Annotated in this window: 14 protein-coding genes and 1 pseudogene; 9 read left to right on the forward strand and 6 right to left on the reverse strand. The window is 64.4% G+C overall.

The features are described 5' to 3' along the window. The first annotated feature begins 176 nt into the window (after positions 1-176). Together LDP01_RS21655 and LDP01_RS21660 are read left to right on the forward strand one after the other, a co-directional pair. Positions 177-536 carry a LapA family protein gene (locus tag LDP01_RS21655; RefSeq protein WP_224094139.1) on the forward strand — a complete coding sequence of 120 codons (360 nt, stop codon included), beginning with the start codon at positions 177-179 and terminating at the stop codon, positions 534-536. Further along, positions 533-712 (forward strand): hypothetical protein, encoded by a 180-nt coding sequence (locus tag LDP01_RS21660; RefSeq protein ID WP_224094140.1) that lies wholly within the window; start codon positions 533-535, stop codon positions 710-712. The genes LDP01_RS21655 and LDP01_RS21660 overlap by 4 nt, the downstream gene beginning before the upstream one ends. Positions 713-813: 101 nt before the next feature. On the opposite strand, the gene LDP01_RS21665 is transcribed toward LDP01_RS21660, so the two are convergent. The 3 genes and pseudogenes from LDP01_RS21665 to LDP01_RS21680 form a co-directional block, all read right to left on the reverse strand. Continuing rightward, the gene (locus LDP01_RS21665; RefSeq protein ID WP_224094141.1) at positions 814-1,113 is read right to left on the reverse strand and encodes a DUF4193 domain-containing protein; all 300 of its coding nucleotides are present in this window, start codon (positions 1,111-1,113) and stop codon (positions 814-816) included. A gap of 156 nt (positions 1,114-1,269) precedes the next feature. After that, positions 1,270-3,770: pseudogene (locus tag LDP01_RS21675) on the reverse strand (glycoside hydrolase family 3 protein). Position 3,771: 1 nt separating this feature from the next. Further along, positions 3,772-5,043: an MFS transporter gene (locus tag LDP01_RS21680; RefSeq protein ID WP_224094145.1), complete on the reverse strand. Its 1,272-nt coding sequence runs from the start codon at positions 5,041-5,043 to the stop codon at positions 3,772-3,774. Between the two features lie 135 nt (positions 5,044-5,178). Here LDP01_RS21680 and LDP01_RS21685 point away from each other — a divergent pair, with 135 nt between their 5' ends. Next, entirely contained in the window at positions 5,179-5,793 is a 615-nt protein-coding gene (locus LDP01_RS21685; RefSeq protein WP_224094147.1) for a TetR/AcrR family transcriptional regulator, read from the forward strand. A gap of 237 nt (positions 5,794-6,030) precedes the next feature. On the opposite strand, the gene LDP01_RS21690 is transcribed toward LDP01_RS21685, so the two are convergent. Continuing rightward, a complete protein-coding gene (locus tag LDP01_RS21690) occupies positions 6,031-6,651 on the reverse strand; it encodes a TetR/AcrR family transcriptional regulator (RefSeq protein WP_224094149.1) in 621 nt (206 codons plus the stop codon). A gap of 138 nt (positions 6,652-6,789) precedes the next feature. On the opposite strand from LDP01_RS21690, the gene LDP01_RS21695 reads away from it, so the two are divergent. The 5 genes from LDP01_RS21695 (at position 6,790) to LDP01_RS21715 (ending at position 12,076) form a co-directional block, all read left to right on the forward strand. Then, positions 6,790-7,605, forward strand: a complete 816-nt coding sequence (locus LDP01_RS21695) for an oxidoreductase (RefSeq protein ID WP_224094150.1) — start codon at positions 6,790-6,792, stop codon at positions 7,603-7,605. A gap of 57 nt (positions 7,606-7,662) precedes the next feature. Continuing rightward, positions 7,663-8,565 carry an alpha/beta fold hydrolase gene (locus LDP01_RS21700; RefSeq protein ID WP_224094151.1) on the forward strand — a complete coding sequence of 301 codons (903 nt, stop codon included), beginning with the start codon at positions 7,663-7,665 and terminating at the stop codon, positions 8,563-8,565. 7 nt (positions 8,566-8,572) lie between these two features. Next, the gene (locus LDP01_RS21705; protein WP_224094152.1) at positions 8,573-9,613 is read left to right on the forward strand and encodes an NAD(P)/FAD-dependent oxidoreductase; all 1,041 of its coding nucleotides are present in this window, start codon (positions 8,573-8,575) and stop codon (positions 9,611-9,613) included. A gap of 213 nt (positions 9,614-9,826) precedes the next feature. Further along, a complete protein-coding gene (locus tag LDP01_RS21710; protein WP_224095121.1) occupies positions 9,827-10,834 on the forward strand; it encodes an NAD(P)H-binding protein in 1,008 nt (335 codons plus the stop codon). Positions 10,835-10,846: 12 nt separating this feature from the next. Beyond that, entirely contained in the window at positions 10,847-12,076 is a 1,230-nt protein-coding gene (locus LDP01_RS21715) for an FAD-dependent monooxygenase (protein WP_224094153.1), read from the forward strand. A gap of 249 nt (positions 12,077-12,325) precedes the next feature. Here LDP01_RS21715 and LDP01_RS21720 read toward each other — a convergent pair whose 3' ends face one another. Further along, on the reverse strand, positions 12,326-13,672 hold the full coding sequence (locus LDP01_RS21720) for an aspartate kinase (protein ID WP_223935722.1): 1,347 nt from the start codon (positions 13,670-13,672) through the stop codon (positions 12,326-12,328). 199 nt (positions 13,673-13,871) lie between these two features. Here LDP01_RS21720 and LDP01_RS21725 point away from each other — a divergent pair, with 199 nt between their 5' ends. Continuing rightward, the gene (locus tag LDP01_RS21725) at positions 13,872-14,996 is read left to right on the forward strand and encodes a hypothetical protein (RefSeq protein WP_224094154.1); all 1,125 of its coding nucleotides are present in this window, start codon (positions 13,872-13,874) and stop codon (positions 14,994-14,996) included. Here the strand turns inward: LDP01_RS21725 and recR are convergent. Beyond that, positions 14,950-15,549: a recombination mediator RecR gene (recR, locus tag LDP01_RS21730; protein ID WP_216921891.1), complete on the reverse strand. Its 600-nt coding sequence runs from the start codon at positions 15,547-15,549 to the stop codon at positions 14,950-14,952. The two genes, LDP01_RS21725 and recR, sit on opposite strands and share 47 nt — an antisense overlap. Positions 15,550-15,566: the final 17 nt, after the last annotated feature.

Here is a 15,566-nt window from a genome sequence, read left to right on the forward strand (position 1 = left end):
CGAACTCCGGTCCTTCCTTGTGTAGGGCAAGCCTTGAGTAGGGCGGGCTTCCTGCCGGCCGGGCTTGCTTCCCGGGATCCTGCCGGGCCACTTTTGAGCCACTTATAAGCATGCTTATTATATGAGTGCATGGACATGTGATGGGCACGCATACGTTCTGGGAAAGGGGGCTGTCAATGAGCGCTCAAGATGATGCCGCAATGGCTCGGGGAGGCTCTGGACGGGCCGATCACCCGCAGCGACGGGTCGCGCCGGGCAATTCCCGGCCCACACGAACAGCAGCAATCTGGGTGGCAGTAGCCGTGGGCCTGGTGGTGTTGGTCCTGTTGATCGTCTTCTTCGTCCAGAACCAGGACATGGTCACTGTTCGCTTCTTCGGATTGGAAGGGGCGCTCGCCCTCGGCACCACGCTGTTCATCGCCGCTGTTGGAGGAGGCGTGCTGGTGGCGCTGGCCGGCGGTGCGCGGATTCTTCAGCTCAGGGTGAGCAATCACCGGCGCCAGAAGATGATCGGCGGACAAGGAGGCGGACTATGACGGACACTCCGCTGGAGGACGACAAGTCGCCGGACCGGCCTGCTCCAGAGGATGGCAGGGAGGCTGCCGGTCTCCTTGGTGACGCTCTTTCCCCGGTGGTCGCACCTGAATACACCGACGAAGAGCGACTGTCCGAACCCGATAAGGAGGGCAGGCAGGAAGCGGGCGACAAGTAATTAAGTGCGGAAGGACCGGAGCATGTGCTCCGGTCCTTCCGCAATTAATCCCGACGGCGGCACTCCCTGACGATTCATGTTCCGCCGGGGTGGTGGTCGTCTTAGCCTTCGCAGTCAGTGCAGTAGGCGACGCCATCCTTTTCGCGGGCAATCTGCGAACGGTGGCGGACCAGGAAGCATGAGTTACAAGTGAACTCGTCGCTTGCCTGGGGGATGACCTGGATGATGAGTTCTTCAGCGACGATTTCGCCGCCGGGACCGTTGGCGTCCAGGCCGTCGGTTTCGTCGAGTTCAAGAACCACGCTCTTGGCCGTGGGGGCGCTGGCGGACTGGAGCGCCTGGAGGGACTGCTCCTGGTTCTCTTTTACATCGGTACGGAGTTCGTCGTAGTCGGCTGCCACTTTTTGATGCCTCTTCGTGTTAGGGGGTTACCGGGTATGCAACGTACAGCATGCCATGAAAATTCCATACCATACCCCAGATACGGCGCTTGTGGCGAAAACCACGTGCGTGGGGGCCCAAAAAGGCCGCCACGCCGCGCCAATTGCCCTCTATTATTACCGCACCTCGATGTCCAGAGTCTGGAAGCTGTCCGCAACATGGCGACCCACCAGCAGGCGGAAGCTTCCACGCTCGAACTGCCAGCCGCCGTCGTAATGCGCGAAAGCCTTTGCCGGGATGCGGACTTCAACGCTGTCAGTCCCCGCCGGAGCAAGGTGGGTTCCTGCGTAGCCTGCCAACCAACGGACCGGACGTTCCACAGCGGAACCGGTGCGCTCGAGGTAGACCTGAACCACTTCACGTCCCGTACGCGTGCCCGTGTTCTTCACCGGGACGTGCACAACCACGTCGTTGCCGGCAATGACCGACTGTGGTGCGTGGGCGGTGCCGAACTCGAAGGTCGTGTAGCCGAGCCCGAAGCCGAAAGGCAGCGCCGGGGCGGGGGCCCCCCTTCGCCTTGCTGCTTGAGCCACGCACGGTAGCCAACATGAATTCCCTCGGAGTAGACCACCTTGCCGTCCACGGGAGTGGTGTTCAGGACCGGAACATCCTCCAAGGCTGCCGGCCACGTGGTGGGGAGCCGACCGCCAGGTTCCTCGGCGCCCAGCAGGATGTCTGCAATCGCGTTGCCGAACTCCTGGCCACCGAACCAGCCCAGCAGCACCGCGTTGACGTTCTTGAGCCACGGCATCACCACAGGTGAACCCGAATTCACCACCACCACGGTGCGTGGATTGACCGCGGCGACGGCTTGTACGAGTTCGTTCTGGAACCCCGGGAGGTCCAGGTCCTTGCGGTCAAAGCCCTCGGATTCGATGGCCGCGTTGGTTCCGACGACCACCACGGCTACATCTGAAGCCCGGGCGGCTTCCACTGCGGCGTCGATCTCCGCCTGAGGATCCGCCACCACGGTTTCTTCGCCCAGCAGGATTGCCGTGAACGGGATGATCTGTTCCTTGGGCAGGCGGTATTCGGCTTCGATACGCACCAGCTGGCCGGCTGCGGTCTCAACTGCGTGAACAGTCTTGGGCGGATCGAAAAGCGCGGCACCCAGGACATCGGTGTCGTCCTGGATTTCGTCGTTGAAGACTTCGGCTCCATCCAATGAGAGGCGGATGTGCCCTACTGTGCCCACTCCGAGGTGGTGGACACCTGCGGAATCGGCTGTCCAGTCGGTTTCCATCCGGATGATGGCGGCGCCTTCCGGGATGCCGATGCCGAACCAGATCAAGTGTGACGCCAGGCGGTCTTCGCCCGAGAGCTCCGTGCCGTCTTCTGCGAGGAACGTCACGCGGATCCCAGGGACATTGGAGACCGGATTGTGCAGTGAAGTCCGGGGGAACGCCTGAATGCCCTCGGCCACCTTCGCGCCACGCGCATAGGTGACTTTGACGTCGTCGGGCAGTGCTTTGCGCAGCCCCTCCAAGGGCGAGACGGTGTACTTGGGCATCACCGTGGCGCTCCCGCCGCCTTGGGTGCGGGCCTCTTCAGCGTTATGGCCTATCACGGCCACGCTCTTGAGCGTCGCGGCATCCAACGGAAGGATGCTTCCCTCGTTACGGACCAGCACTGCGCCACGGACGGCAACTTCACGCGCGACGGCGGCCCCGTCCAGTTTCGCGGGGAGCCCGGTGACAGCGGGTTCGAAGCCTTCGAGTGAGCCGACGCGGGCAGCGAGTCGCAGGATGCGGGTAACCTTTTCCAGAATGGCCTCGCGGCTGACGCGGCCATCCTCGACGGCGGCCAGAAGTTTGGGGCCCCAGTGGCCTACAGGCCCGGGCATTTCCAGATCCTGATGCGCGTTTGCGGCATCAACGGAACGCACTCCCGTCCAGTCGGAAACCACCACCCCGTCGAAGCCCCATTCTGTGGAGAGCGGGGTTTCCAGCAGCTTGTTTTCGCTCGCCGTGGTGCCGTTGATGGAGTTGTACGAGCTCATGACCAGCCATGCCCGGGCTTCGGTAATGGCGTCTTCGAATGCTGCCAGGTAGAGCTCCCGCAGCGGGCGTTCGTCCACCACGGAGTCCGAAGTGAAGCGTTCCGTCTCGGCCTCGTTGGCCAGGTAGTGCTTGGGAGTCGCCCCTATGCCCATGGACTGCACGCCGGCAACGTATCCGGCGGCCATGGTTGCCGTGAGCCGCGGGTCCTCGCTCATGCACTCGAAATGACGGCCACCCAGGGGTGAACGATGAAGGTTGATGGTGGGGCCGAGCACGGCGTGGACGCCCTTGCGGCGGGCCTCCTGCCCGAGAACCTGGCCGTAACGGCGAGCGGTTTCCACGCTCCATGTCGCGGACAGGGCGGACGACGACGGGAGGGAGATTGAGTCGTGGCGCTCGTCGAAGTCTTCGCCGCGGACGCCTGCCGGACCATCGGACATGACGATGCGGCTGAGACCGATTTCCGGGATGGCATGGGTGGACCAGACGTCCGCTCCCGTCAGTAGTTGGATCTGCTGCGCCAGGGAGAGGCTCTGTGCGAGTTTCCGGATGCGCTCTTCGGCGTCCGGCGATCCGGTTTGCGGGGCCGTGACAGCGGCCGACAACGTGGGGTTCATTTTATTTGACTCCTTTGATACGGGTTACGAGGACGGCACCGACGATGCCGATCACAGCGCCACCGAGGAACAATGCGGGGTAACCCCCAATGGCAATGACAGGGAAGGCAACGGCGGGTACGAGCGACTGCGGGAGGGCCTGTGCGATGTTGAAGACACCGAAGGTCTTGGCGTTCTCGGTCTGGCTGCCGGGGAGCAGGTCTGCGATGAGGGCGACGTCCACTGCGCTGAAGACTCCGAGCCCGAGGCCCAGGATGGCTTGGCCTGCCAGGACCTGACCGGTGTCGGTGCTGGTAGCGATGACGATCAGCCCAACCATCATCACCAGGGCGGAGATGATCACCATGCCCTTGCGCTTGCCGACGCGATCGCTGATCCAACCGCCTGCGAGGCTGGTGATGACAGTGCCGGCAGAGCTCACCAGCGTCGCTTGGAACACCAGGCTGGTGACCTGGGATTCTGCAACGTGAAGGTGGTCCGCGAAGAAGTACGGCAAGTACAGGAGCCCTGCGCAGTAGCCCATGTAGACCATGAACTTGGTGAGCCAGGCCCAGCCAAGGCCCGGGTAGGTGCGCGGGTTGAAGTAGAACGAACCCAGGATCTCTTTGAGGTTCAGTGGCGCCGGCTTCTCGGTGAGGACGCGGTCCTTGAACGTGAAGGCGAAAGCGATTGCGACGGCGGTTCCCACGACGCCGGGGACCACGGCCATCTGCAAGGCGTTGTCGAACATTTGCGCGAAGAACGCAGCGGCCACGAGCCCGATTGGCAAGGTCATGCCGATCAGCCCGGAGAGGCGCCCGCGCTCGGAGGGGGCTGCTTGGTCGGGGAGCGTGGCTACAAGGGCGGCCAGTGCCGCGTTGAAGCCCAGCTGTGCTAAGACCCAGGCGATGAGGACCGTGCCGACATCTGAGGCCGACCCCAGCAGGAAGAGTGATGCCAGCCCGAGCAGTGAGCCGCCGACGATCCAGGGCTTGCGCATTCCGAAGCGGGAGGTTGTGCGGTCGCTCAGGCGTCCGAAGAGCGGGTTGGCCAGCAGGGCTATCGTGGCGCCGACGCCTGCCACCACGCTCAGTGCTCCGGCGCGGGTGTCCGGGGTGGTGATTTCCGAGACCTTGATGGCCAAAACCACCAGCGCGGGGGCCAGCACGGCCATCCAAAGACCTGCGCTGGCGATTGGCATGCCGATGACGTAGGCGCGGGGAGCGCGGGCCGCTTCGACGACTGCAGCTTCGGTGCCGGCCGCCGGCGCCTGTTGTTTGAGGTTGAGGGCCACATTGCCTCCTGATGAACGGGTGACCCACCGTTGGGTCTCGAGAAAGACTTTAGCGACAAAAATCGAGTGTGACTAGATTTTTGGGAGATAAATCTAGGATGACTCGATTTTTGATGCGTGAAATAGACTGACTCAATGTCAACTTCCAAGGCCCGCGGGCAATACGCGAAGGGTGCGGAACGCCGCGAACAGATCATCCAAACGGCGACGGACGTCTTTGCGACCGAAGGTTTCGAAGGGACTGCTCTCAAGCGCGTGGCGGAACTCGTGGGGGTCAAGGAAGCCACCCTCTTCCACTACTTCAAGGGCAAGCAGGAACTCCTCACCGCAGTCCTGGCAGAGCGTGACCGGCGGTCCATGTCAGTGGTCGGCCAAGAGGAAGCGGGGCTTGGCCTCATGGCGCCGATCGCCGAGCGGAACCGGCACGAGCCAGGGCTGACCACCCTGTACGCTGTCGCGTCGGCCACAGCCAATGATCCCGGACATGACTCCCACGGCTACTTCAAAGAGCGTTACGAGGACTTGGTGCAAGGCCTTACTGAAGACATCGCCCGCCGGCAGCAAACCGGTGAAGTCCGGAGCGACGTTGACGCGGCCCTTCTCTCCAGGTTGGTTGTTGCGGCGTTCGATGGCCTGCAGTTGCAGTGGCTCTATGACAAAGACGTGGACATGGCCGATGGGCTAAGGCAGCTGATTGACGTCCTGCTGGCGCCGGTGCAGCGCGGCAAAGGTGAACGCGGCAACGGCTAACGCAAGGAAGGACCGGGGCGTCAGTGTACCGGATCGAAGGCGAGGGCGGCCGCGACCGGAGCATTTGGCCGCGGTTCCTCCGGAAGGTCAGGGCTGGCCCCGAGTCGCCGTATGATCTCCGGGGCCATCATTTCCTGCCATCGCAACTGCTTTTCGTAGTGCCTGGCGCGCAGTGACGGCGTGTCCGCGGAGCATCCGCAGATCCGGCTTGCGTTCAGCCGCTCGGCTGCGCCCTCCTCAGCGGCTCACGCGTGGCAGCAACGCGAACGCGCTCTCGGCAATCCGGGTCAAGCGGGCAGGGCTGTGGCCGTACGCACCGACGACATCTGTCCCGCGGATCACGGTTAGCACGAGGAATGCCAGATCTTCAGCATCGGCATCCGGGTCGATGTCTCCGTTGCGCTGCGCCGCGCGCACACACTCGGCCACCGCCGTCACGAGCATAGAGAAACATTCGGCAGCAATGCGCTGCACCTCGGCGTCTGAGGCACCGATCTCCAGAGCCATCTTGCCCGCGAAGCACGCAGCCGCCGCCCGGTCGGAAGCTGGGGGCACATCGTCGGCTAGAGGCACCCCGTGGACGGCGCGGAGTAGGTAGCTGTGGAGCCGTTCCAGTGCGCCGTCGTCCGTTCCGGCGAGAACCTTCGCCGGAACGTTTCCCAACCGGTTGAAGTATCCGGTCATCGCTTGCACCAGCACACCGTGTTTACCGTCGAAAGCGGCATAGAGACTGCCGCGGCCCAGCCCGGTGGCTGCGCTGATGTCGTCCACGCTCGTGCCGTTGTAGCCCGACTCGCGAAATTGCCGCTCGGCGGCATGGAGAACGTGGTCGCGGTCGAAGGTTCGTGGTCTCGCCATACATACAAGATAGAGCCGAAAGGTCGTAATTGACAAATCAGTACAGAACCGCCTAGCGTTGTTGACTGTTCAGTACATAAATGTCTGACTCCCCATATCTGGCGCGGCGAAGTCACGCCTATAGTCGAAGGAACCAACATGCAGACAGCTTCCCCGGTGGCCCTCGTGACGGGCGCTTCCTCAGGAATCGGGCGGGCAGCAGCGCGCGCCCTCGTGGACGCCGGCTTCTCAGTGGTCGGTACGAGCCGAAACGCGGCGAACGCCCGCCCGCTTGCCGGGGTGTCGTTCCTCGATCTCGATGTAGCCAGCGACGAATCGGTCCATTCCCTGGTCGAGAAGGTGATCGAACGGTTTGGTCGGATCGACGTCCTGGTCAACAACGCAGGCGTGGGCGCCGTCGGCGCCGGAGAGGAAAGCTCGATCAACCAGACCAAGGAGGTTTTCGACATCAACGTCTTCGGCTTGATGCGGATGACAAACGCCGTGCTGCCCCACATGCGGGCCAAGGGCAGTGGCCGTGTGGTCAACGTCTCCTCGGTACTCGGTCTGATCCCAGCCCCCTTCATGGCCATCTATGCCGCCACCAAGCATGCAGTCGAGGGCTACTCGGAGTCCGTCGACCACGAGCTTCGCGAGCACGGCGTCCGGGTGCTGCTGGTCGAGCCGGCCTTTACAAGCACGGGTTTCGAGGCGAGCAGCCTTGCACCGGACTCACCCCTGCCGGTCTACTCCGCACAGCGGGAGGTCTCCCGAGACGTACTGGCCACCGCCTTACGTACCGCCGATGACCCGGACGTTGTCGCAAAAGTGATCGTCGCTGCCGCCACGGACTCCAAGCCCACACCCAGGTACACCGCCGGCTCGATGGCCGGACGCGTCAGCGTCCTGCGCCGGTTCGTGCCCTCGCGCACCTTTGACAAACAGATCCGCAAGCTCAACCAAATGGCCGGCTGACGCCGAGGCCAGCACCAGCATCTCCCGTCCGACCCCTCTGAGGCAGGCTCACAACGCATGGACTTCGAACACGTCACTTTCGACTTGCCGCACGGCACTTTTCACGCTCTGCAGGGCGGTGACCCCACAGGTCAACCGACGATCTTCCTGCACGGATTCCCGGACCACCCGCCAACGGCGAAGGCGTTCCTCGCCGAGCTCGGCCGCCAGGGTCGCTACGTCCTCGCGCCCTGGCTTCGCGGTTACGCCCCGTCCCCGACCGCGGGTCCATTCGATTTCGCATCCTTGACCAGCGACGTGGTCGCACTGATCGACCAGTGGTCTCCCCAGCGCCAGGTGGACCTCATTGGCCACGACTGGGGTGCTCTGATCACGTACGACACCACCGTCACCGCGCCGGAGCGCATCAAACGCGCAGTCACGCTCGCTATCCCCCACCCCCTGACATTCATCGGCCGGCCCCGCCCCGCCCAGCTCCGCCGGAGCTGGTACATGGCCTTCTTCCAGCTTCCCGGAAGCGGCATGATCGCCCGAGCCCGCGACTTCGCCCTCATCGACCGACTCTGGCGTCAATGGTCACCAAACCTGACGCTCGACCCGGCTCTCCAAGCGGAGCTACACGAGCACCTCGGCGCGAGCTTTCCCGCACCCCTCAAGTACTACCGGGAGATGACCCGCCTGGGCATGCTGAAGGCTGCACGCCGCCTCTCCCACCCCATCACGGTGCCCCTGCTGCACATCCACGGCGCAGACGATGACTGCATCCTCCCCCCGAACGTCGACGACCGGCATCGATACGCCGCTCCGCACGTGCGAGAGATCGTCCCCGACCTCGGCCACTTCCTGCACATCGAAGCCCCCGAAGCGATCGCGGAACGGATCACGACATGGGTGGCAAGTGGCTCACCCGACCCTCGCGGCGAAACCAACCCAATGGCCGTCCAGAACCCGAAAGGCTGACCAAACCATGACTGAGACGACTCCTCCATTCACGAGTGACGAACTGGCCGAGGGCACTATCGACACGGTGGTGATCGGAGGCGGCGCCGCAGGACTGAACGGCGCTCTGATCCTCGCCCGCTCCCGCCGCTCGGTCGTCGTGATCGACAGCGGCTACCCCCGCAACGCGCCAGCCGAAGCCGTGCACGGCCTCCTCGCCCTGGACGGCACCCCGCCGTCCGAGATCCTTCGACGAGGACGGGAGCACGTGCGCCACTACGGCGGACGCATCGTCCTCGGCGAGGTAGTCTCGGCCGAGCCTGCCGCCCCCTCAGCTGACGGGGATTTGCGGTTCACCATCACCCTCGCCGACGGCCGCAGCATCACCGCCCGCCGCATCCTCGTGGCCACCGGCCTCACCGACGTTCTGCCGGACGTGCCCGGGCTCGCCGAGCACTGGGGGAACAGCGTGCTGCACTGCCCGTACTGCCACGGCTGGGAGGTCCGCGACGAACCCATCGGTATCCTCGCCACCGGCCCGGTCTCCATCGCCCACGCGTATCTGTACCGTCAGCTGACCGCGGACCTGACCTACTTCACGCACGGCACCGACCTGGACGAGGACAACCGCGCCCGCTTCGCCGCCCGCGGCATCCGCGTCATCGACACCCCGGTCACCGAAGTCGTCAACGACGAGGACGGCGCCCTCGCCGGGGTGCGCCTCACCGACGGCCAGGTCATTGCCCGCCGCGTCATCGCAGTCCTCGCGCAGCTGCAGATCCGCGCCCAGGGCCTGGAAGGTCTGCACCTGCCCGTGCAGGACCTGCCGAACAAGGGCCGCAGTTTCGCCTCCGGCACGGCCGGCATCACCGAAGTGCCGGGTGTGTGGGTGGCCGGCAACGCCACCGATCTGACCGCCCAGGTCGGGGCCTCCGCCGCGGCCGGCGCACTGGCCGGGGCCGACATCAACAGAATGCTGGCCATAGCGGATACCGACGCGGCCCTGCACGCGGCTGGACCGATTCCGACACCTATGTCTGAACGCGCCGGCGTCGAAACCCACCATTGATCTGCAACACGTCGCCCGACCGGAGATCGCCACGCCGACCTGGATCCGCGCGTACTCCAGCCCCTTCCCGACCCGGCGCAGTCCCGCGGTGTCATCGCGCTTCCCCGACAGGGCCCTCAGCCCGGTCTTCCGCCGATGGACGCAATCGACGCCAGCGCGCACCTGAACCCATCCTCTGACTACAACTCACCCAACCTGATGGAGAACACACAAATGACGGAACGCAATCCCATTCTGATCACCGGCGCCGGCGGACAGGTCGGCGGCGTGAGCAGGTTGATGGTCGACATGCTGCTCGAACAGGGCCACCCGGTGCGCGCGTTCGTGCGACGGGACGACCAACGGGCCCAGTCGCTGCGCGAGGCCGGGGCCGACGTCTTCGTCGGCGACCTGCTCAAACCCGCGGATGTGGCCGCAGCGCTGAAGGGCGTCAAGCGCATTTACTTCAGCATGACCCCGCAGCCAAACTACGCTGACGCCCTCACTTTGATGGCCGCGGCGGCGCGAGCCCAGGGCAACATCGAGGCCTTCGTGCACTTGTCCAACTACGAGCAGTCATACATGACGCTCGAGAAGATGACCGCACCGGAAGAGGAGCGGCGTTCCTGGCTCGGCGGACTGGTCACGGACTGGTCACCGCAGCAGCGGGCGCACTGGATCTGCGAGCGGGTGCTGGAATGGTCCGGCCTCCCGACCATCAACGTGCGCTCGACCCTGTTCGCCGAAAACCCCCATCTGACCTGGATGCTGCTGGGCCCGCTGAGCAAGGGTGAGCTGCGCCTGCCCTTCGGCAACCAGCGGCTCGCACCCATTGCCGTTCACGACTTGGCAGAGGTGTCCGTGAAGATGCTGCTCGACCCCGCACCGCACATCTCGAAGTCCTACGAACTCACCGGCCCGGAGCTGAAGGACATGCACGGTTTCGCTGAGGACTACGCAGCCGCGCTGGGACGCCAGATCGTCTACATTCCTGAGGAGCTGGAGGCTTGGAATGAGACCTTCCTCGACGAGACCGTCCTGCAGGAGTCCTTGGGCGATCCGGCTACGGCCCGGCACGTGGCTGACCACCTGGGGATCCAGACCCGGCTGATCGCCAGCGGTCGGTACGACGTCCTCTCCGACCAGCTGGAAACCCTGCTCGGGCGCCCACCGCGGACCCTGCGATGGGCACTGCAGAACAACACCAACCTGCGCCAGCTGGCGTCTGTCCCGAGCCACTGAGCGCCCAATCCCATGGACAAGAACATGACAAAACGACAGCGGGCCTTGGTAGTCGGCCTCGGGATCAGCGGGACCGCCTCCGCGCTGCGACTTCATCGCGCGGGCTGGGACGTGGTGGTGCTGGAGAAGGCCCCCGACCGGCGCCGCGGCGGATACTTCATCGCCCTGTTCGGAACCGGGCTCGCCGCCGCCGAACGGCTGGGCATCGCCGATGCCGTGCCGAATCGCGTCGCTCCGGAAGCCGTGAGCTACGAAGTCGACCGCACGGACCGGCGCCGCCGCGGTCTAAGCTACGCCGATGTGTTCGGCGGATCTCGACTCGTACTGCGCGGCGACATCGAAGACGCGGCCTTCACCGCCCTGCCCGACGAAGTGGAGATCCGGTACTCGACCGTGCCGATCGCGCTGGACCAGTACATCGACGGGGTGGACGTAGAGATCCGCAACCTGACGACGGAGACGACGATCGTCGAACGGTTCGACCTGGTGGTGGGGGCAGACGGACTGCGCTCGACGGTGCGCCGGCTTGCGTTCGAACCCGAGCAGAGCCCGATCCGTCCACTGAACTACATGATCGCCGCGTACAGCCTGCCCGAGGCGGTACCCGGCTACCGTCAACAAGACGGACTGATCCTGGCCGAGCAGGGTCGATCAGCGTGGGTGTTCCCGTTCGCTGACCGTCCGCCGACGGTGCTGCTCTCCTACCGCACCGACGACGTGGACGCCGAGTTCACCCGGCCAGCCATCGACTCGCTGCGCGCCGCTTACGGCCCCGAGCCCACCGGCTCCACGCTCGGTTGGCTGCTCGACCAGTTCGAGAAGGCCCCCGATCACCTGTTCGACTCCGCCGAGCAGGTGCACCTCGACCACTGGCACCGCGGCCGAGTCGTGCTCGTCGGCGACGCCGCGTGGTGCCTGACCGTTTACTCCGGCATGGGGGCATCCACCGGCCTGGCCGGGGCCGACCTGCTCGGCACCATGCTCGAACGCCACCCGCACGACGTGCCACGGGCCCTTCAGGACTGGGAGGACCACCTGCGCCCGTTCGTCGACCACCACCTCGGCAGCGGTGTGAGCATGCGCAGTTTCTTCACCCCAGGCAACCGCGCCGAGTTGCTGCTTCGGTCCGCGATGATCCGCCTCGCCCGGTTGCCGATCGCCGGCCGCCTGCTCGCCAAGATGAGGACCAACAGCGCGGGCGTGCGGATGAAAAGTCTGGATATCGCCGCCGCTGCAGCGTGAGTGGAGTTCCTCGAATACGAGCGGGAGAACGAGGTCGTAATTGTGGTTGCTGCCGCGCCGTCTGGTCGCCGCTTCGGCAATCCCGTGTGGTTATGTCGTCGAGCCGTCAGGCAGGACCACCCAGAGAGACATATGCCCGCCGACAGCACCTGTTGATCACGGGCATACTGCCACCCAAAGAAGGCTCCGTCCCAAGTGGGGACGGAGCCTTCTCAGAAGAGCCGGTCGCTGACCGGTAAAGTGGCGGCCCTAGCGCCCGGTGCCGCCGTAAACGGTAGCTTCGGCATCGCCGTCGAGCTCGAACGCAGCGTGGATGGCGCGGACGGCGTCGTCCAGCTTGTCAGCGCTGGTGACTACGGAGATGCGGATTTCCGAGGTGGAGATCATGTCGATGTTGATGCCGGCGTCGGAGAGGGCCTTGAAGAACGTGGCCGAAACGCCGGGGTGTGAACGCATTCCCGCGCCGATCAGGGACAGCTTGCCAACGTGCTCGTTGTACTCGATGCTCTCGAAGCCGATTTGGCCTTCAGCTGCACGAAGGGCGGCCAGGGCGTCGGCGCCTTCGACGATCGGCAGCGTGAACGAGATGTCCGTGCGCCCCGTGCCGTGGGTGGACACGTTCTGCACGATCATGTCGATGTTGGAGTGGGCGTCGGCGATCACTTGGAAGATCGCAGCAGCCTTGCCGGGGATGTCCGGCACGCCTACAACGGTGACCTTGGCTTCGGACCGGTCGTGTGCAACGCCGGAGATGATTGGCTGCTCCAAGGCAACTCCCTCTTGAATCGTGAACTTTTCATCGGCGCCCGGGATGACCCACGTGCCTTCGTGCTGGCTGAATGAAGAGCGGACGTGCAGCGGCACGCCGAAACGGCGGGCGTACTCCACGCACCGCAGGTGCAGGATCTTGGCGCCGGAAGCAGCAAGTTCCAGCATTTCCTCGCTGGAGATGCGGTCGATCTTCTGGGCCGACGACACAACACGGGGATCGGCCGTGTAGATGCCGTCCACGTCGGTGTAAATTTCGCACACATCGGCTTCGAGCGCTGCAGCCAAGGCAACAGCCGTGGTGTCCGAGCCGCCACGACCCAGCGTTGTGATCTCGTTGGTGCTGCGGCTCATGCCCTGGAAGCCCGCCACGATCGCAATGTGTCCCTTGTCCAGGGCGGTGCGGATGCGGTGCGGGTCCACATCAATAATCCGGGCCTTGCCGTGGATGCCGTCGGTAATCATGCCTGCCTGGGAGCCCGTGAAGGACTGGGCGGAGGCGCCAAACTTGTTGATGGCCATGGCAAGCAGTGCCATGGAAATTCGCTCTCCGGCGGAAAGGAGCATGTCCATTTCGCGGGCAGGAGCGGAGTCCGTGACCTGGCCCGCGAGGTCCAGGAGTTCATCTGTGGTGTCTCCCATGGCGGAAACAACAACCACAACCTCGTTGCCGGCCTTCTGCGCATCCACAACACGCTGAGCGACCCGCTTGATGCCATCAGCATCGGCAACCGAGGAACCGCCGAACTTCTGAACGATCAGCTGCTTGGTAATGGCAGCTCCGTCGGAGAGCTCTTCGATCTTCACTTCGGTAGTGGGCATAGTCATGCGCGCACCCTCACTGCATCAATAGGGTTCGAACGAGGCATGCCAAATTCGAAATTGGGACACGCCTGCGTAGCTTATTCGGCCAGTTTATCGCCGTGTTGTGTCCCCGCAGGAATTGTGACCACATGGCGGCCACGCAGTCAGTTTCGGCAGCAGGCCCCCGGGCGTACGATCCCTCTTATGAGCATTGCGTGGTGCCATGGCCAGGGTTCCTGAGCCACCGGACGATCCCGGGCCGGCGCGCAGCGAATCGGAATACGAAGTGATCGGCGGCGGCGTTATCGACGACCGGTTTCCGCGGCGTGACGGAACCGCGGGGAGTGAACACAGGCTGGACCACCAACCTGGGATCGCCGACATTCTTGGAACCGCTGTGCGGGAGGCCTGGGATGACTGCCGCATGTCCTTGCAATCCTGGTGGTTCTGGTTGGCCTGCGCGTCCGGGCTCCTTCTGGCCTGGGCGACGGCCGCAGCTGTGGTGGCATTCGGCGAAGCCAACGGATGGTTTGAATCCAGCCTCCCAAGCGCCACGTACATACTGATGGCCGGATTGATGGCAGTTGTTTCTGCTGTCCTCGGGGCAGTATGGGGCTTCCATCAAAAGGCTCGAACATTCCTTGGCGGGCTGTTCGCCGGAGTCTTCCGCGGGGCGGTCTTCGCGGTGCCGTCCGGCATCCTGCTGCTCACGGTGGGCACGGCCGTTGGCGGGCCGATCGCCTTGGCGGGTGCCGGCGTCGTGGTTGTTGTCCTTGAGATTGTGTTGTTTGGACTCATAGGCGCAGGTGCCCGCGCCTGCTCGGGCCGAACGGCGGCAGGTGTTGCCTTGACTGCGGCGCTGGTGGCGTTCCTGTGCCTGGGCAATGTAGCGGCTACCATCGCGTTGATTCCATGGACGACTGTGATGGACCAGGCGTCGGTGCCCGTCAACGTGGAGCGGGACGACACCGGACGGATCACAGCATACGAGTGTGTTGGGCGTCTCCGGCCCGTGGAAGTGGCGCATACAGAGCGGGTGGCTTGGCTGGCAGCGTCCAATCCGATCCTGCTCTTCGGTAGCGTCGCCGCGGAGACGCTCCCCAAGGAGCATGAACTGGCATGGGTGTTGTCCGGCTTGCAGTGGGCCGCCGATGGACCGGGCCGTGATTTTCCCTGTATCGGAGGGGAATCGAGTGATCAGCTGGCGCCTTCGGTGCCCGTCGCCCTCACTGGCCTCGTGATTCAGGCAGTGGTTGCTGCCTTGGTGCTCTTGCCGGGACGCTGGTTGTCCACGCGCCGCCTTACGTCAGCGCGTTCCGGCGGCCCTCAAACGCCCGGCCAAGCGTGACTTCGTCGGCGTACTCAAGGTCCCCACCCACTGGCAGGCCGGAAGCCAACCGCGTGACGGTGATCCCGATCGATTTGAGCATGCGGGCCAAATAGGTAGCAGTGGCCTCACCCTCAAGGTTGGGATCCGTAGCGATGATGATTTCCTGGATGGCGCCGTCGTTGAGGCGTGTGAGGAGCTCGCGGATCCGCAACTGCTCCGGGCCAATGCCCGCGATGGGATTGATGGCTCCGCCCAGCACGTGATACCGGCCACGGAACGAACGGGTGCGCTCCACAGCAAGAACGTCCTTGGACTCCTCAACCACGCAAATGACCGACGGATCCCGCCTCGGATCGCGACAAATGTTGCACATTTCCTGCTCGGTGACGTTGCCGCACACCGTGCAGAACTTAACCCGTTCCTTCACCGTGGTGATGGCCGTTACGAGCCGCTTCATGTCCTCGGGATCGGCCTCAAGGATGTGGAACGCCAGGCGCTGTGCCGATTTCGGGCCCACACCGGGAAGCCGGCCGAGCTCGTCAATCAGCTCTTGAACTGCACCTTCGTACAAAATGTCCTCGTTTGTTT

Origin of the sequence: Arthrobacter sp. StoSoilB13 (genome assembly GCF_019977255.1) — a bacterium.
GTDB lineage: Bacteria > Actinomycetota > Actinomycetes > Actinomycetales > Micrococcaceae > Arthrobacter.